This is a genomic window from Micromonospora arida, assembly GCF_003857035.1.
Classification (GTDB): Bacteria; Actinomycetota; Actinomycetes; order Mycobacteriales; family Micromonosporaceae; genus Micromonospora; species Micromonospora arida.
This window is the reverse complement of the sequence record NZ_QGSY01000276.1, coordinates 1-17538: the sequence shown is the minus strand read 5'-3', so window position 1 is coordinate 17538 and position 17538 is coordinate 1. Positions and strand designations below refer to the sequence as shown.

At 70.8% G+C, this 17538-nt stretch carries 15 protein-coding genes; 9 read left to right on the top strand and 6 right to left on the bottom strand.

Annotation, left to right across the window (positions count from 1 at the left end; genetic code table 11):
• Positions 1 to 128: 128 nt before the first annotated feature.
• The 3 genes from DLJ58_RS28110 to DLJ58_RS28100 all read left to right on the top strand — a co-directional run bounded on the left by DLJ58_RS28110 (position 129) and on the right by DLJ58_RS28100 (position 2898).
• Complete coding sequence (locus tag DLJ58_RS28110; protein WP_124860782.1) at positions 129 to 638, top strand: LppU/SCO3897 family protein; 510 nt, start codon at positions 129 to 131, stop codon at positions 636 to 638.
• Positions 639 to 1060: 422 nt separating this feature from the next.
• Entirely contained in the window at positions 1061 to 1510 is a 450-nt protein-coding gene (locus DLJ58_RS35085) for an LppU/SCO3897 family protein (protein ID WP_124860780.1), read from the top strand.
• Between the two features lie 146 nt (positions 1511 to 1656).
• A complete protein-coding gene (locus DLJ58_RS28100; protein ID WP_124860778.1) occupies positions 1657 to 2898 on the top strand; it encodes an ATP-binding protein in 1242 nt (413 codons plus the stop codon).
• A gap of 24 nt (positions 2899 to 2922) precedes the next feature.
• On the opposite strand, the gene DLJ58_RS28095 is transcribed toward DLJ58_RS28100, so the two are convergent.
• Entirely contained in the window at positions 2923 to 3471 is a 549-nt protein-coding gene (locus DLJ58_RS28095) for a GNAT family N-acetyltransferase (RefSeq protein ID WP_124860776.1), read from the bottom strand.
• A 133-nt stretch (positions 3472 to 3604) separates the two neighbouring features.
• On the opposite strand from DLJ58_RS28095, the gene DLJ58_RS28090 reads away from it, so the two are divergent.
• Positions 3605 to 4150 carry a DoxX family protein gene (locus DLJ58_RS28090; protein ID WP_112583895.1) on the top strand — a complete coding sequence of 182 codons (546 nt, stop codon included), beginning with the start codon at positions 3605 to 3607 and terminating at the stop codon, positions 4148 to 4150.
• A gap of 215 nt (positions 4151 to 4365) precedes the next feature.
• Positions 4366 to 5832: a glycosyltransferase 87 family protein gene (locus tag DLJ58_RS28085; RefSeq protein WP_091396668.1), complete on the top strand. Its 1467-nt coding sequence runs from the start codon at positions 4366 to 4368 to the stop codon at positions 5830 to 5832.
• Between the two features lie 4 nt (positions 5833 to 5836).
• On the opposite strand, the gene DLJ58_RS28080 is transcribed toward DLJ58_RS28085, so the two are convergent.
• From DLJ58_RS28080 to DLJ58_RS28060, 5 genes are all read right to left on the bottom strand, one after another.
• Positions 5837 to 6265 (bottom strand): molybdenum cofactor biosynthesis protein MoaE, encoded by a 429-nt coding sequence (locus DLJ58_RS28080; protein WP_091396665.1) that lies wholly within the window; start codon positions 6263 to 6265, stop codon positions 5837 to 5839.
• Positions 6262 to 7521: a molybdopterin molybdotransferase MoeA gene (locus DLJ58_RS28075; protein ID WP_124860774.1), complete on the bottom strand. Its 1260-nt coding sequence runs from the start codon at positions 7519 to 7521 to the stop codon at positions 6262 to 6264. The genes DLJ58_RS28080 and DLJ58_RS28075 overlap by 4 nt, the downstream gene beginning before the upstream one ends.
• 101 nt (positions 7522 to 7622) lie before the next feature.
• Complete coding sequence (locus DLJ58_RS28070; protein ID WP_124860772.1) at positions 7623 to 8093, bottom strand: MogA/MoaB family molybdenum cofactor biosynthesis protein; 471 nt, start codon at positions 8091 to 8093, stop codon at positions 7623 to 7625.
• The gene (gene moaC, locus DLJ58_RS28065) at positions 8090 to 8581 is read right to left on the bottom strand and encodes a cyclic pyranopterin monophosphate synthase MoaC (protein WP_124860770.1); all 492 of its coding nucleotides are present in this window, start codon (positions 8579 to 8581) and stop codon (positions 8090 to 8092) included. The genes DLJ58_RS28070 and moaC overlap by 4 nt, the downstream gene beginning before the upstream one ends.
• Positions 8582 to 8842: 261 nt before the next feature.
• On the bottom strand, positions 8843 to 11944 hold the full coding sequence (locus tag DLJ58_RS28060) for an AfsR/SARP family transcriptional regulator (RefSeq protein ID WP_124860768.1): 3102 nt from the start codon (positions 11942 to 11944) through the stop codon (positions 8843 to 8845).
• A 720-nt stretch (positions 11945 to 12664) separates the two neighbouring features.
• Between DLJ58_RS28060 and DLJ58_RS28055 the strand changes: the two genes are divergently transcribed.
• From DLJ58_RS28055 to DLJ58_RS28040, 4 genes are all read left to right on the top strand, one after another.
• Complete coding sequence (locus DLJ58_RS28055) at positions 12665 to 15187, top strand: putative bifunctional diguanylate cyclase/phosphodiesterase (RefSeq protein ID WP_167493748.1); 2523 nt, start codon at positions 12665 to 12667, stop codon at positions 15185 to 15187.
• A 50-nt stretch (positions 15188 to 15237) separates the two neighbouring features.
• Positions 15238 to 16602, top strand: coding sequence for a glycosyltransferase family 87 protein (locus DLJ58_RS28050; protein ID WP_124860764.1), 1365 nt, complete (start codon positions 15238 to 15240; stop codon positions 16600 to 16602).
• Positions 16603 to 16643: 41 nt separating this feature from the next.
• Complete coding sequence (locus tag DLJ58_RS28045; RefSeq protein ID WP_124860762.1) at positions 16644 to 17276, top strand: phosphoribosyltransferase; 633 nt, start codon at positions 16644 to 16646, stop codon at positions 17274 to 17276.
• Positions 17277 to 17298: 22 nt separating this feature from the next.
• Positions 17299 to 17538, top strand: a 240-nt coding sequence (locus tag DLJ58_RS28040; RefSeq protein ID WP_167493747.1) for a TFIIB-type zinc ribbon-containing protein, incomplete at its 3' end; no start/stop codon positions are given.

The following is a 17538-nucleotide window of genomic DNA, read 5'->3' as shown; positions in this document are numbered from 1 at the left end:
AGTGTTCGTCGGCAGCGTCAGATGTGTATAAGAAACAGCCCAACCCGCCCTATGGTGGCGGGACGGACACGCCCTACGGCCACGAGCCCCGCACGCCCTACGGCGGCTCGTACCAGCCGACCCCACCGATCCCGCCGTACGGCGGGCAGCCGTACCGGCCCGACGACCCGTACGGCGAGGATCCGGCACCGAGCCGGCGCGGTCGGGGGCCGTTGATCGCGGTACTGGCCGTCGTGTTGCTGGTGGTGGCCGTCGCCGGCACGTTCTGGTTCCGCCGTGGGCAGAGCGACCCGGCGCCAGCAGCCGCGCCGAGCAGCTCGGCGGTTGCCGGTGAGCCCAGCGCGGGCGCGGTTGAGCCCGCGCCGAGCGCGGCCGCGCCGGAGTCGTCGGCCGATCCCCGGTTCGCGAAGGTCGGCCAGTGCGTCCGCAACGACGGCACCGCCGGCGGCAAGCCGAAGCTGCTGATCAGCGGCTGCACCGCGAAGTCGTACGAGGTGCTGAGCCGGATCGACGGTCCGACCAGCGGCGAGCGGGACGCCGAGGCCAAGTGCGGCAAGGTCGAGGGCTACACCAACTGGTATTTCTTCGACAGTGAGCTGGACACTCTCGACTTCGTCCTCTGCCTCAAGCAACGCTGAGACCACCCACCCCCGGGGATGACATGACGACCTACGGACCTGCGGGTTCCGATCAGCCGGACGATCCGTACCAGCGCCCACCCAGTGGGCCTGACAGCTCACCACCGGTCGACCCGACAGTGCCCCAGCGGAGCACCCCGCCGCCTGCCGACGACCCGACCCGGCAGCAGTGGGGTCCGCCACCGACCGGCGCGGAGCCACCGACGGCACCCATGTGGGCGCCGCCGCCCACCAACCCGGAGCCGCCGACCACGCCGATGTGGGCGCCGCCGCCCACCTCGGGCCCGGGCTACCCACCGCCCGGGCCGTTCCCACCGGCCGGGCCGTACCCACCGGCGGGCCCGATGCCCGGTCAGCCGGCCGGACCGATACCGGGTCAGCCACCCGCGCCGTGGGGTCAGCAGCCCGCCGGCGGCTACGGGATGCCGCCCGTCGAGCCGGCGAAGAAGACCGGCCGCAACGTCGCTCTCATCATCACGGTGGTGGTGCTGCTCGTGCTCTGTCCGTGCCTCGGCCTGGCCGGATGGGCGGTCTGGAAGGTGGCCGACGCTGGCAGTGACGCGGCGCGTACCCCGTCGACGAGCGCCCCGGGCGTTCCACCCGCGCTGCCCAGCGACGCCCCGACGTCGGCCGCCCCGACTCCGGACGAGGAGTTCGCCAGAGGTGACTGCGTGGTGAACGACGGCAGTGAGACCGATGCGGAACTCCGCAAGGTGCCCTGCGGCCCGAACACCTATCAGGTGCTGCTGCGAATTCCGGCGACCACCGACGGCGACCGGTGCGAGACGCTCGCGCCACAGGCGACCGCGAACTACGTGCACGACAACTCGGTCGACCTCTTCGACTACGTGCTCTGTCTGAAGGAGCGCTAGCTGATCAGTGGCCCGATTGCCAAAACTAGGGCTGTCTAGCGTCCACGCTAGACAGCCCTAGTTTGTGCTCGACGGTCTCGACACGCCGGTAGCCCCATCTATCCATGTCTAGCCTCGCAGCTAGATGGCCCGATAATCTGCGATGCGTGGATCCGGTCCGCAACCCGTACGCGCCGGGCGCCGGTCAGCGTCCGCCCGAACTCGCCGGGCGGGGGCGAGAGCTGGACGTCTTCGACATCGTGCTCGAGCGCATCGCCCGGGGCCGACCCGAGCGCAGTCTGATGCTCACCGGGCTGCGTGGCGTCGGCAAGACGGTTCTGCTCAACACGCTCCGGTCGCAGGCGATCAACCGGCTCTGGGGCAGCGGCAAGATCGAGGCTCGACCGGACCAGTCGTTGCGCAGACCGGTCGCTGCCGCGCTGCACATGGCGGTCCGGGAGCTCGCCCCCCGCCACCGCGCACCGGACCGGATCGACGCGTTCCTCGGCGTCCTCAAGGCGTTCGCCCAGCGTTCCAACCCGACCGGCCGGGCCGGTGCCGCCACCAAGCTGCGCGACCGGTGGCAGCCCGGCATCGACGTGCCGGCCGCCAGCGGTCGGGCCGACTCCGGCGACATCGAGATCGACCTGGTCGAACTGTTCAGTGACGCCGCCGCCGTGGCCAGCGACGTCGGCACCGGCATCGCCATCTTCATCGACGAGATGCAGGATCTCGGCCCGGAGGACGTGTCGGCGCTCTGCGCCGCCTGCCACGAGCTGTCCCAGCTCGGCGCGCCGCTGATCGTCGTCGGCGCCGGCCTACCGCACCTGCCGGCCGTGCTCAGCGCCGCCAAGTCGTACTCCGAACGGTTGTTCCGCTATCAGCGCATCGACCGGCTCGACCGGATCGCCGCCGACCGGGCGCTCTGCGCGCCCGCCGAGCGCGAGGAGGTCGAGTACGAGCAGAAGGCACTCGACCTGCTCTACGAGAAGTCCGGCGGCTATCCCTACTTCGTCCAGGCGTACGGCAAGGCCACCTGGGACCACGCGCCACACTCGCCGATCACCGCCGCCGATGTGCGGGTCGCCGCGCCCGAGGCGGAGGCCGAGTTGGCGGTCGGGTTCTTCGGTTCCCGGTTCGAACGGGCCACTCCCGCCGAGCGCGAGTACATGCGGGCGATGGCCATGATGTCCGCGGTCGAGGGCGAGCCCGGCTCGGTGGTCCGCGACGACATGGACGCCGCGGTGCCCACCGCGGAGATCGCCCGTGCCCTCGGCCGCAAGCCGGCCAGTCTGTCCCCGGCCCGGGACGCGCTGATCAAGAAGGGGCTGATCTACTCCGGCGAGCGGGGCACTGTCGCCTTCACCGTCCCCCACTTCGGCCGGTACCTGCGGACGCAGCCGGCCTGACCTGCAACGATCACGTCGACCCGGTCAGACCTTCGACCAGGGCGCCGGAAAGAGCACCTCACCGCGAGGCGGGGGGCCCTCCTCGCTGGTGGACGGCGGCAGCACCAGCGACTGCCAGGGTTCACCGAGGCCGGCCCACGGCCCGGTCAGGCCCAGCTCACTCGCCGGGCCGAACCCGAACCGGCGGTAGAAGACCGGGGCACCGAGGACGACCACGAGCCGCTCGCCCAACTCGGTGGAGGCGTCCAGGGCGGCCTGCACGACCGCCGTGCCGTGCCCGACACGCTGTCGGTGCGGGGCGACCGCCACCGGGCCGAGGGCCAGAACGGGCACGTCCGAGCCCCGCTCCGGCCGCAGCCGCACCCTGGTGAGCAGCGCGTAGCCGACCACCTCACCGCCGTACTCGGCGACCATGGCCAACTCCGGCAACCAGGCGGTGGTGTCGCGTAGCTCGTCGACCAGGCTGACCTCCGGCGGCGTCGCCACGTCCGGGCGGGCGAAGGCGGCGGCCAGTACGCGGCGGACCGGGCCGGCGTCGGCCGGGTCCTCGGGGCGTAGCCGCAGCGTGGTCACCCGCGCGACGTTACCCGCCAGCGCCCGTCCATCCGTGACGGTCGCTCGATTCGGCGTGGCGTACGTGTACGAACACCAATCCGATCCTGCGGTTGACGGGGTAGCAAACGTCGCGACGGGGTATGACTGATCCATGACGCCCGTACGCTCCCTCGCCCGCGCCATGCTGAGCGGCATCTTCGTGGTCAGCGGGTATCGCAACTTGCGCGACCCCGGCCGGCTCGCGGTGGCCGCCAAACCAGTGACCGACAAGGTCGCGCCAGTGCTCAAGAAGGCACACCCGAGCTTCCCCACCGAGACCGAGACGTTGATCCGGCTCAACGCGGCCGTGCAGGTCAGCGCCGGTCTGATGCTGGCCACCGGCCGGTTCAGCCGACCGGCGGCGCTGGTTCTGGCCGGCACGCTGGTCCCGGTGACCATCGCCGGACATCCCTTCTGGAACAACGACGACCCGATCGCCAAGAACAACAACCAGATTCATGTCCTGAAGAACCTCGGGCTCCTCGGCGGTCTGCTGCTCGCCGCTGCGGACACCGGCGGCAAGCCGGGCCTGCGGTGGCGGACGGGCCATCGCATCGGCCACTCTCGACGTTCCATGCAACGCGCGGTCCGGACCGCCCGCCGCGAGGCCCGAATCGCCGTCCGCTCCGCGTCCACCGCACGTCGACTCCCCGGCTGACCTGCGTCGATCCGTCTCCGTCTCACCCCCACCCTTCGCTAAGGCCACGAATTACCTGAACCACCCGGTAGGCGTTAACGCGGTGGAAATGTCAAAAACATGTGTGGGATCGGACACGGTCGCATAACGCGGGAGGCACTGACGTGAGGCGCCGTTCTAGGCTCCGTGCAGGACCTGGACGGGTAGGACGACCTTGGTACGGGGGTGGCCACGCCATGCCGACGGATGTCGGTAGACGGGCGGACCGCCTCGCCCCAATCCAACGTGTGACACGCGGGATCGACCGCGTGACGCGCGGGATCGATCGCAGGAACGTCGTACGGGGCGCCATCGTGGCCGCCGTCGCCTATGCCGCATGGCTTGCCATCGGCACCTTCGGGCGGCCGTACAACTTCTTCGACATGAAGATCTACCACGGTGCCGTGGTGTGGTGGGCGAGCGGTCACGAGCTCTACGAGTTCATCGCGCCCGAAACCACACTCGGGTTCACCTATCCGCCCTTCGCCGGGCTGGTCATGCTGCCGATGGCGCAGCTGCCGATCGGTGCGGCCGGCCTGGTCAACGCCGCCGCCAGCATCGCCGCCCTGGCGCTGGTGCTGGCCGGGCTGCTCCGACCCATCGTGGACCGACTGGGGTGGCCACTGTGGTTCACGGTGGCCCTCGCGGTGCCGCTCGCGGTCGCCATCGAGCCCGGTCGGGAGACGCTCGGCTACGGCCAGGTCAACATCCTGCTGTTCGCCCTGATCATGGCTGACCTGATCGGTCTTCGCTGGCGGTCCCGCCGGGGCACCCACTACGCCGCCACCGACGGCCCGCTGCTGCGCTTCATCTACGGCGGAGCCTGGGCGGGGGCCGGTATCGGCCTCGCCACCGCGGTCAAGCTCACCCCGGCGTTGTTCATCGCCTACCTGCTGATCACCCGTCAGTGGCGGGTGGCGGCCACCGCCATCGGCACCACGATCGGCGTGACGTTGGGGACCTTCGCGATCGTCGGTGACGAGTCGCGGACCTACTTCGGCAGCGTGCTGTGGCAGACCGAACGGGTCGGCGCGGCGGACATGACGCCCAACCAGTCCCTCGCCGGCCTGCTCGCCCGGCTGTACGACTCGATCGAGACTCCGGGGCTGCTCTGGCTCGCCTTCTCGGTGCTGGTCCTGGCGCTGGGCCTGTCCCGGGCGGCCAGTTCCCGCGCCGACGGTGACGAGCTGACCGCCTTCACGTTGGTCGGTCTCACCGCGAACGTGATCAGCCCGATCTCCTGGACGCACCACCTGGTCTGGGTGATCCCGGCGATCATCGTGCTGGCCGACGCCGCCGTGCGTCGCCGCGAGGCGAGCCGGGGGATGCCGCAGCGCTCCGGCCAGGGGCCGGTCTTCGGCGGTCTGCCCGGGGTCAACGGGCTCCGCCCGCCGATCTGGTACCCGACGCTGACCGGGCTCCGCCACGGCTTCGCCGCGATCGGGCTCTACCTGCTCTTCCTGATCTCGCCGATCTGGCCGTACGAACACCAACTGCCGGAGATGTCGCACTACCAGGACGGCCTGTTCGGGGCACTGATGGAGAACTCGCTCGCGCTCGCGCTGATCGTCCTGGTCGCCGCGCTGCCCTGGCGGCCAGGCGCGGAGCCGGCGTTCTACGGCGACCGGCTCGCCCGGGCCGTGGTGGTCAACGGCCGCCGCTGAGTGGTCAGGGGCAGTTGACCCATTCCTCGGTGCCGTCGGTGAAGACCTGCCGCTTCCAGATCGGCAGTCGCGCCTTGACCTCGTCGACCAGTCGGGCGCAGGCCGCGAAGGCCGCCGCCCGGTGCGCGGTGCTCACCGCCGCGACCAGCGCCACGTCACCGATCACCAGGGGGCCGACCCGGTGCGAGACCGCCACCGCGTAGACGTCGGGCTCCGCGGCGATCTCGGCGGCCACCTCGCGCAGCACCTGTGCGGCGCTCGGGTGCCCCTCGTACTCCAGGCTGGTGACCTGGCGGCCGTGGTCGTGGTCGCGGACCACGCCCTGGAACGACACCACGGCGCCGGCCCGGCGGTCGGCGACCGCCGCCTCGTGCGTGGCGAGATCAAGCGGCTGGTCGGTGACCTCGCCGAAGGTGATCGCTGGTGCGGTCACGATGCACGCTCCCCGGGAAACAACGGCAGTGGCACGATCGGCACCCGGTCGCCCGGCTCACCGCTGGTGCCTGGTCGGATGACAGCGAACCCGTCCGCGCCGGCCAGACCCCGCAGCATCGCCGAACCGACGTGACGGACCGGGAACGCGACGCCGGCGGACCGGTCCAGTCGGACCAAGGCCAGGTGGGTGTGGTCGCCGCGACCGGGCACCGCCTCGGCCAACGTGACCTGCGGCAGCACCGGCATCGACCGGCCCTGGAGGCCGGCGAGCAGCGGGGCGACGAGCGACACCAGCGCCACGATGGCCGACTGCGGGTTGCCCGGCAGCCCGGCCACGAACCGGGCTCGCCCGTCGGGGCCGGTCAGCCGGGCCAGCAGCATCGGGAAGCCCGGGCGGACCGCCACCGTGTTGACCACGTAGTCGGCGCCGAGCGCCTCCAGGGTCGGGTGCAGGTGGTCGACCGGGCCGTTCATCGTGCCGCCGGTGGTGCAGACCAGATCTGCGTGGCCGAGCGCCGAACGTAGGGCCGCCACGTGCGCGGGCAGCGTGTCGGCCACCGGGCCGACCACGTCGGATGGGCGGACCTGGCAGCCGTACCGCCGCAGCCAGGACGGCACCGCGGGGCCCAGCGCGTCGCGGATGCGACCGGCCGCGGGCGGGCCCACCGTCAGCAGTTCGTCGCCGAAGACCAGCAGCGCGGCGCGCGGCGCCCGCCGGACCCGCAGCGTGTCGTGCCCGCAGGCGGCGGCCAGACCGATCACCGCCGGGTCGACCGGCGTGCCGGCCGGCAGCAACTCCTCATCGGCGTACGCCTCCTCGCCGGGGTTGCGCCACTCGGGCGTCTCCCGGGGAGTGCCGCTGATCAGGCCGGTGGTGGATGCGGCTGACTCCTCGACGCGGAGCACGGCGGTGGCGCCCTCGGGCACCATCGCGCCGGTCGCGATCTCGACTGTGGTGTCGTCCTCGGTGAGCGGCGTGGGGGTGCTGCCGGCCAGGACCCGGCCGACGACGCGCCACGGCCCACTGCCGCGCACCGCCCAGCCATCCACGCTGGAGGTCGGGAACGCCGGCAGGTCGGTGCGGGTGGTCAACGGCTCGGCCAGGGTCGACCCGTCGGTGTCGACAAGTGGTCGGGCGGCGGCGGGCAGCGCGGCGGCCAGACCGACCGCATAGACCCGCGAACGGGCTTCTTCCCACCCGGCTGGCGGTGGTGCGGTGACCCGATCCGCGGTGGGTGCGGTTTCCGTGCTCACCGACCGAGCCTATCGGCACGGACCGACAGCCGTCGGGGCCTGGCGCGCGCCGGTCACCGGTCGCCACCACGAAGCGGTCAGTGGCAGCCGTGGCGAAGCGGTCAGTGGTCCCCGCCGCGGAGCTGGTCGACGGTGTGGCCGAGGATCGGCCCGAGAACGGCCAGGCCATCGCGGGCACCGCCGGTCGAGCCGGGCAGGTTGACCACCAGCATGCGACCGGCGACCCCGGCCAGGCCCCGGGACAGCACCGACGTCGGCACGCCGTCACGACTGTGCGCACGGATCGCCTCGGCGATGCCGGGGATCTCGTAATCCAGCAGGCCCCGGGTCACATCCGGGGTCCGATCCGTCGGGGTCACCCCGGTGCCACCGCTGGTCAGCACCACCTCGACACCGTCGGCGTGGGCGGCCCGCAGAGCGTCGCCGACCGGCTCACCGTCGGGCACCACCACCGGGTCGTCGACCTGACAGCCCAGCTCACGTAGGCCGGCGACGAGCAGCGGCCCGCTGGTGTCCGCGTAGACACCGGCCGCGGCCCGATTGGAAGCGACGATCACCCGGGCCCGGATCACGGCCGGTCCTCCGGCCGAACCCACTCGCCGGTCTTGCCGCCCTCCTTGCGCAGCACCCGGATCGCCTCCACCGAGGCCGCCGGGTCGACCGCCTTGACCATGTCGACCAGGGCGAGACCGGCGACAGCAACAGCCGTCAGTGCCTCCATCTCCACGCCCGTCCGGTCCGCCGTGCGGGCAGTGGCCGTGATCTCCACGGTGTCGGCGGTCAGCCGCAGGTCGACGGTGACACCGTGCAGGGCGATCGGGTGGCAGAGCGGGATCAGATCAGGAGTGCGCTTTGCCCCCATGATCCCGGCGAGCCGCCCGACGGCCAACGCGTCACCCTTGGGCAGCCCGTCGCGGTGCAACAGGTCGATGACCTCGGGCGTGGTCCGCAAACGGCCGGCCGCGACGGCCAACCGACCCGTCACCGCCTTGGCGGAGACATCGACCATGCGGGCCGCGCCGGCGCGATCGACGTGGCTGAGCTGCGCGGGTTCGGTCACGGTCGTGAGCCTATCGGTGCGGTACGACGGCGGTCGGAAGGAGCGACGCCACGCTGACGACGCGCCGGGTGCTGACGGCGCAACGGCCCCGACGCCGCTCCTCCCTCACCAACCCGCCGCCGAGGTCGCTGGGGGGACCCGGCAGCGGGCGCGTGTCGACGACCCGGTTCTGCCCAGAGGCAGAACCTCCCCCGTTCGCCGATACGGCGGTAAAGCTACCGGGACTGTCGATAAGAAATCGATAAGCGCCGTTCAGACTGGTCAGCGCTTTGCGACCACTGTCGCGCCAGTCAACTCGGCGAGGCGACGTTCGGCCTCGAAGCGCTCCGGCACACCCATCCGTCGGAAGATCGCCAACGCCCGCTCCCAGTGCCGTCTGGCCTCGGCCGGATCGGCGCGGGCGAAGCACTCGGCCAGGCCGGCCAGGGCACGCCCCTGCTCGTACGGGTGCGAGATCCGAGTGGCCAGCCGCAGGGCGGCCTGGTGCATCTCGACGGCCTCGCCGCCTCGCCCCTGCGCCAGCAGGGTGCGGCCGAGTTCGTTCAGCGCGGCAGCCTCGACGTGTCGTTCTCCCGAGGTGATCGACAACGCTCGGGCCGCCTCGTGTTGCTGCTGGGCCTCGACCAGACGGCCGAGACCGCGATAGGCGATACCGAGGTCGTTGCGCACCTCAGCCTCGGCGTACCGGTGGCCGGTGCGATCGCGCAGGGCCAAGGAGGCCATGAGGATCCGGATTGCCTGTGGCAGCTCACCCATCCGGACGCGCACTCCCCCGATGTGGCTCAGCGCGTTGAGCAGGTGAAAGTCCTCGGAGTTCGTGCGGGCCCAGGCGAGGTGCAGGCGGTGCAGGCGCAGCGCCTCCTCGTAGCGTCCGAGCATCATCAGTGCCATGCCAAGGTTCGGTAGGACCATCGGCGCCCTGCCGGCGCCGTACCCCTTGTAGTCGCGCAGGCACTCGAAACCGACGGTCACCGATTCGGTCAGGTTGCCACCCCACCAGTAGACGGCCGCGAGATTCGCGCGGTACCGAGCTGTGCTCACCACGTCCCCCGACTCCCTGGAGAGGGCGACCGCGCGGGTCAGGTAGTCGAGCGATTGCCGGATGTCACCGGTCCGCACGTAGCCGGAGGCGAGATAGTTGTTCATCAACGCCATCGCATAGATGTCCCCGGTCGCCTCTGCGGCGGTCAGCGCGTGACGGTGGGTCACCAGGATGTCCTCGAAGTACCCACGGATGTAGCAGAACCGCCAGATTGCACGGGCCAGCCGCCAGGAGTACTCGTAGAAGCCCGAGTCGACCGCGGACAACACCATCGTCACCAGGTCGGTCCGCTCGGCCTCCAACCAGTCGGCGGTGGGCTCACCGATGCCCTTTACCAATTCGGGTCGTCCGTAGGGACGGTGCGGGACGCGGAACTTCATCACGCCGGGCTCCAGCGTCTCGGCGGCCGTCAGCGCCGCATCCAGAGTGAAGTCCAACAGTTGGGCCAGCCCGAGCCTTCGGTCACTCGCGGAGTCGGTACGGGTGCACAGCTCCACGGAGTACTGGCGCATGAGGTCGTGTAATCGGTATCGCGTCGAGTCCAGGTCCTCCACCAGGTTGCTGTCGACGAGGTCGTCGAGCGCCTCGTGCGCTTCCGCGATGGTCAGTCCGGTCAGTGCGGCGACCGCCGCCGTGCTGAAGCGGTTACCGGGATACAGGCCAAGGAAGCGAAAGACACGCTTGGTCGAGTCCGGGAGCGGTTCGTAGGAGGCGGCAAAGGCGCCGGTGACGGTGCTCGCCTCCTGCGCCAGGTGGTGCAGCACCAGGGGGTCGCCAGCCATCTGTTCGGCCATTTCGGCCAACCGCCAACCGCGACGATGGGCGAGTCTCGCGCCGGCCAGCCGAATCGCCAGGGGGAGGTGCCCACACAACCGGACCACGTCGGCGGCGGCCGCCGGCTCGGCCTCGACCCTGTCATGTCCGACGCTCAGTCCGAGGAGATCCACACTTTCCTGAGGGCTCAGGACCGGCAACGTCTGCGACGGCCCCACATCCGGATGGGACAGGCGCCGGCGCGAGGTCACCAGCGCGACGGCGGTCGGCTCGGTCGGCAGCAGGGGCATTATCTGGTCGCTGTTCGCGGCGTTGTCGAGAACTATCACCGACCTCCGGTGAGCGAGTTCCTGTCGCCACAACTCCACTCTGGCGTTCAGGTCGACAGGCACCTCGTTGGCGGGGATCCCAAGTTGTCTCAACAGAGTGACCAGGGCGGCCGCCGGTTCCACCGGCTTCTTCTCGCCATGCCCGCACAGATCGATGAAGAGCGCGGCGTCCGGGTACCGGGCGGACAACCGGCGGGCGAGGTGCACGGCGAGGGTGGTCTTGCCGCTACCCGCCATGCCATCGATGATGTGCACGGCTGGCACCCGCTCCTCGACCCGGCAGGTCTCCGCGAGTAGCCCCGACACCACGTCCTCCCGACCGACGAAGTCGGTGACCGCCCGGGGGAGGTGATCCACCGGCCTGGGCCCAGGTGGTTTCGCGGGGGCCACCACGGCTGCGGGGGCGGGCACGTTCGAGGCGGTGGGCGCACTCAGGCCAGCTGGACGAGCTGCCGTGCTGGTTCTCGAGAGCGACGCAGCCACCGTGAGGATCGTGCGGTGGAGAGCCTGAAGCTCGGCACCCGGGGTGATGCCAAGCTCCTCCGCCAACCTGGCGCGGACCTCACCGTACGTGGCGACGGCGCCGGCGTGGTCGCCACGTTCGTACAGCGCCCGGATGAGAAGCACGCACGCGGGCTCCCGGAGTGGGTACCGCACGATGATGTCCCGCAGCAGCGGGATCGCCAGATCGTCCCGGCCCGATCTCAGCTGTACGTCAGCGAGGAGTTCCACGGCCAGCAGCCGCTCCTCCTCGGCGGCCGCGCTGCGTGCGCTGAGCACCGGTCCGAGCGGGATGCCGGCGAGCATCGACCCATGCCATCGCCCGACGGCGCGTCCCAGCAGTTCCAGGGCGTGATACAGGCGGCCGTTCATCAGCGCTTCCCGTCCGGCGACGCGTTCCATCTCGAAGCGAAACACGTCGACGGCTTCCGGCTCCACTGTGAGCCGGTAGCCGCTCTGCTGCCTGACGATGACACCCCGACCAGACTCGAAAGTCTCGAAGGTTCGGCGCAGATTGGCGGCGTAGGTCCGTACGTTCGCCACCGCGGAACGTGGCGGGCCGTCTGGCCACAGCTCGTCGACCAGGTCGTCCAGGGTCACCAGTTGCCCGGGTTGGACCGCGAGCATCGCGAAGACAGCTTGCTGTTTGGGCGTACCCAGGTACAGCTTGTCAGCGAGCAGTCGTACTGAGAGGCCGCCCAGAAGTTGAATCTCCACCCGTCCCCCTGCTCCAGCGGGGTATTCAGCCGATCACGCAACGAAGCTTACGGGCACCGGTTGGAACGCCCGACGCCAATCAAGCCGTCGATGCGAGCGCTCCACGGCCATCCACTGTGACGGGGTCGCCGAGTGCAATGCGAACATTGCAAGAACCATCCGTTCCCTTAGCGTTCTCGACCCTTGCCGCGTCACGGAAAGAAGGAACGAAAGCCGCAACTGCTGGATTCCGCACCGGCCCGTACCCTGGGGCAGTGCCACCGTCACCCGCGTTCACCTGTCAACGCTTGCGCCCACGACGAGTGGAACTCCTGGCTGAAGCTGGCGAGCGGTTGGCCGAATCGGCGGATGAGTTGCGGCACCCGAACACCCACACTGAGGGCGCGGTCTAATCGGTCGACACGGCTCACGACATTCCGCAACGGACCGGATGCAACAGGCGAGCATCCCAGCGCTCTCCGCACCGGAACGCAAACAGAATGTCACTTATACGCACAGGATTAACTAATGTTGAGGATAACGACATTTATCATCCCTAACTAGGGCCAACCCCATTTAAGCTCCATTCGTAGAGAGTCGGCTCCAACGGAGTCCGACAAACGTACGAAGGAGAGGGTGGGTGAAATGCGCGGAAACGAGTGGGGCTGACATCGGTGCAGGACTTCTGCATCGCTCGGCGATATGGTTGCGGCACGACAGGCGAGGTAATCCAGGAGTTGCGTGGCCTCTTCACAACGACGCGATGACGGGACCGATCGACGGCTACGGCTGATCGTCGGTCTCCTCGTCGTTGCTGCCACGCTCGTTGCGCTCGCCTCCTTGAGACTGACCTTCCCTGCGACCGAGGCTCCGACACCCGACGGAGCAACCTTGGTCACGCTGACCGCCATGATCGCCTTGGGTGCGTTCGTCAAGACGCGCGTACGTGTCCGGTCCACGGTGCACCTGATCAGTTGGAGCGAGGCGGCGATCGTCATCGCGGCTGCCATTGCCCCCGTTCCATGGGTGGTGCTCTGCACCTGCATCGGGATCACCATCGCCTCGGCCCGGCTACCACCGATCAAGCTGGCCTTCGGCGTCGGCAAGAACATCCTCGTCGCGGCCGGGGCAGGCATTGCCTTCGCACTGCTCGGCTGGACCTGGCCCGCCATGCAGGCCCCGCAGCTGGTGGGGATCCTGTCGGTCGCGTACCTCCTCGCCGCCTTCCTCGACGAGGTCCTGGCGATCCCCGTGATCGCGCTCGCCTCCGGCACCAAGATTTCGACTCAGTTCCGCAGCAACCTCGATCTTCGCCTGGCCGGCTACGCGGTCCGGTTCGTGGTGGCGGCCCTGACCCTGCTCACCCTCCAGATGGACCCACGGCTCCTGCTCGCCGTCCCACCCCTGGTCCTGAGCCTGCACCTGGCCTACTCCGCGCGCATCCGAGGCCGCACCGAGCAGCAGGCGTGGCAGCGGCTCGCCCGCACCACCGACGCGCTCAACGTGGTCGACCTGGACAACGTCCTCACCACCGCCGTCACCCAGGCCGCCGAGTTGTTCTCCGCCGACGAGGTCGAGATCGAGCTGCGCGACGGCGGCCGCACCGTACGCGGCGGCACCGGCGGCATCACCTTCGACGGCTCGACCGGCACGTCCACCGACGTGGACGGCACTATCGTCCCCGCACCGCTGGAAGGCCACGACCGGACGGTCGACGTCGGCATGCTTCGGCTGCGCTTCCGCGGCCCGGTGCAGCTCTCCGAGCGGGAGCAGTACACCCTGCGCACCTTCGCCTCCGCGCTCTGCACGGCCGTCCGCAACGCCCAGGCGTACGCCGAGCTGGCCCGGGTCGCCGACGAGCACGCGTACGCGGCCTCGCACGACGCGCTGACCGGCCTGGCCAACCGCCGGCACCTCCTCGACGAGGGCACCGAACAGTTGAGCACCCGCCACGCCGACGGGGTGACCGCGCTGGTGCTGATCGACCTCAACCATTTCAAGGAGGTCAACGACACGCTCGGGCATGCTGCCGGCGATCAGGTGCTGGTGCAGGTGGCCGACCGGTTGCGGGGTGCGGCCCAGCCGAGCGACCTGGTGGCCCGCCTCGGCGGCGACGAGTTCGCCGTACTCATGCGCGGTCTGCCGGCCCCGGCGGTCGCCGCGCACCGGGCCGAGACTCTGCTCGCCGCCCTGCACGAGCCGTTCGATCTGGACGGCATGCGAATCAGCGTCGAAGCCAGCGGCGGGATCTCCGGCGCACCGTCCAACGGCGGCATGGCCGAGTTGCTGCGCCGCGCCGACGTCGCCATGTACCAGGCGAAGCGGGCCGGACAGCGGATCTCCACGTACGCCCCGACCCGCGACACCGCCGACCTCGGTCGCCTCACCCTCGGCGGTGACCTACCGCGCGCGGTCGCCGACCACGAGTTCGTCGTCAACTTCCAACCGATCGTCGACCTGGGCACCGGTGAGGTGACCAGCGCTGAGGCGCTGGCCCGCTGGCACCACCCCACCCACGGCCTGATCGACCCGCTGCGGTTCCTGGAGGCGGTGGAACGGTCCGGGCTGCTACCGGCCTTCGCCGAAGCGATCCTCGACCAGGCGCTGATCGCGGCGGTGAGTTGGCGCGACGCCGGCTTCGACGTACCGGTCGCGGTCAACGTGTCCCCGCGCAGCCTGCTCGACGCGCGGTTCCCGGGCTCGGTGCTGGCCCGCCTCCGCGCCCACGACCTACCACCGGACCGGCTGGTCCTGGAGCTGACCGAGACGCTGACCCTCAGCCAACTCGACGTGGTCGACCGGGTGCTCAGCCGACTACGCGACGAGGGAGTCCGGTTGGCGTTGGACGACTTCGGCACCGGCTACTCCTCCCTCTCACTGCTTTCCCGAATCCCGGTTCACGAGCTGAAGATCGACCGGAGCTTCGTGACGACGATGGAGAGCTCGGCGGAGGCCGCCGCCGTCATCCGCTCCACCCTCGACCTGGGTCGCAGCCTCGACCTGGACGTGGTGGCCGAGGGGGTGGAGAGCGAGCCGCAGCGGCGGGCCCTCTGGGAGTTGGGCTGCGTCGCCGGCCAGGGGCATCTGTTCGCCCGGCCGATGCCGTCCGGCACCCTCCTCGCGGCGATGCAGCGCGGCTCGGGCGGCCGACCGGGCACCCTCGCCGCGCCGCTGCACGACACCGGGGCGGTGATCCGGTTGAGCCAGAACCGCCGCCAGGCCGGCCGCTCCAAGCCCGACCGCCTGCCACACCTGCCCGCCTGAGCAGGCCTCGCCCCGCTGCGCGGGCAGCCCGGTCTGCCAGACTGTCGCGCGTGATCGTCGACGACCCGACCGCCCACCGCAGTCGCTGGCACTGGCGCACGCTCGACAACGCCGCCGGCGGACTCGCCCTCGACCTGGGCCTCTACGCCGTGTCGGCCGCCTTCGCCGCGATCACCGCGGTCACGTCCACACTGCTGCCGCACCGCGCCTGGGGCGCGGTCGCCGCCGTCGGCTACCTGCTCGCGACGCTGACGGTGATCGCCCAACTTCTGCTGCGTCGACGCTCTCCAACCTCCCGGCTGACCGGTCTGCCAGCCCGCTGGGCGGTCACCGGTCTCGCCTGGGCCACCACCACACTGCTGCCCCTGGCCTGGCAGAGCATCGACCGGGCCGGTGGGCGCACCGACCGGGCCCAGGAGGAGGTACTGGTCGTGGAGCAGGCCGGCAGCCGCCTCCTGGAACACGGCACGCCATACCTCGGACCCGACGCCATCGCCGCCCTGCCACCGGGCGAGCAACTGATGGGCTACACCCCGTACCAGCCCGGCATGGCGATGTTCGGCCTGCCCAGAGCACTGCTCGACACCTGGTGGACCGACTCCCGGGTCTGGTTCGCGGTGGGCACCGCGCTGGCGCTCGCCCTGGCCGTGGCCGCCCTGCGCAGAACACCAGCCACCACGGGCGAGGCCACCACCGGCCAGGCCACCACCGCCGCGACCCACCGGCGGGACGCCGCCCTGCTGCGCGGCGTGCAGGCCGCCACCGTACTGCCGATCTGCGCCCTCACCCTCGCCACCGGCGGCGACGACCTACCCGTACTCGCGCTCTGCCTGCTGGCCGTCGCGTTCGCCGCCGCCGAGCGACCCGGCCGGGCCGGCCTCGCGGTCGGGCTCGCCGGCGCGCTGAAGCTGTTCGCCTGGCCGGTGGCCCTGGTCCTGATCGTCTGGGGCCTGACCCGACGCGCCGGCACCCGAGTCGCCGTCGGCGCCATCGGACTGCCCATCGCCGCGCTACTGCCGGCGCTGCTGGTGGACCGCGACGCCCTCACCGAGAACGTGCTGCGCTTTCCCCTCGGCCACGGGCTGGTCACCAGCCCCGCACAGTCCCCGTTCCCCGGCTACCTGATCGCCACCGCGCTACCCGCCGGCCGGCTGATCGCCGCCGGGCTGCTGGTCGCCGCCGGAGTGGCCATCGCCGTCCGGCTCGCCCGCCGCCCGCCCCGCACTGCCGTCGCCACCGCGCTCATCTGCGGGTACGGGCTGCTCGCCGCCATCGCCCTGATGCCCTCGACCCGCTTCGGCTACCTGCTGTACCCGCTGGCCCTGCTGACCTGGGCTCCCGCCCTGCACCGCCCGGGCGAGACACCGACCGCCGCGGTTGCCGATGAGGGGTCCGGTCGGACCACTTCGGGGTAACTTCCGCGCGAAACGGCGCGTCAGGGCGTAAACCTGAAGGCATGACCACGTACCGCGACCGGGCCGACGCCGGCCGGGTGCTCTCCGAACGGCTCATCGCACTCATCGGCGAACCGGACGTCGTCGTCCTGGGCCTCGTCCGTGGCGGCGTGCCGGTCGCCCGGGTCGTCGCCGAACGCCTCGGCGCACCACTGGACGTGCTGGTCGTCCGCAAGCTCGGCATGCCGTGGGCCCGGGAGGTCGCCTTCGGCGCACTCGGGCCGGGCGGTGTCCAGGTGCTCAACGACGCGGTGGCCAGCCGACTCAGCAGCGACGACATCGCCGAGGTCCGCCATCGGGAGCAGGCCGAACTGGAGCGCCGGGAACGGCTCTACCGGGGCGACCGCCCACAGCTGGACCTCACCGGGCGGACGGCCGTGATCGTCGACGATGGCCTCGCCACCGGTGCAACCGCCCGCGTCGCCGTCGAGGTCGTCCGCCAGCTCGGGGCACACCGCGTCGTGGTCGCGGTCCCGGTCGGTGCGCAGGAGGCGTACGAGCTGCTCGCCGCCGAGGCCGACCAGGTCATCTGCGCGCAACGCCCGGCGGACTTCGGCGCGGTCAGCGTCTACTACGACGATTTCCACGAGGTGTCCGACGAAGAAGTCACCGAGGCGCTCACAGCAACTGCATAGGTCCACCAGGTACCGTCGGGCGATGAGTAGCCTCACCTGTCCCAAGTGTCACGGAGAAATGCGCCAGTACGAGCGCAGCGGCGTCGTCATCGACCAGTGCGGGGAGTGCCGAGGCATCTTCCTGGACCGCGGCGAGCTGGAGAAGCTGTTCGAGGCGGAGGCCAACTGGAGCCGCCAACAGACCGGCGGCGCGCCCGGGCAGCCCGCGCAGCAGCCGGTCTGTTGGCGGCTCCAGTTGGCCTCCGCCTCGAACAGCTTCTCC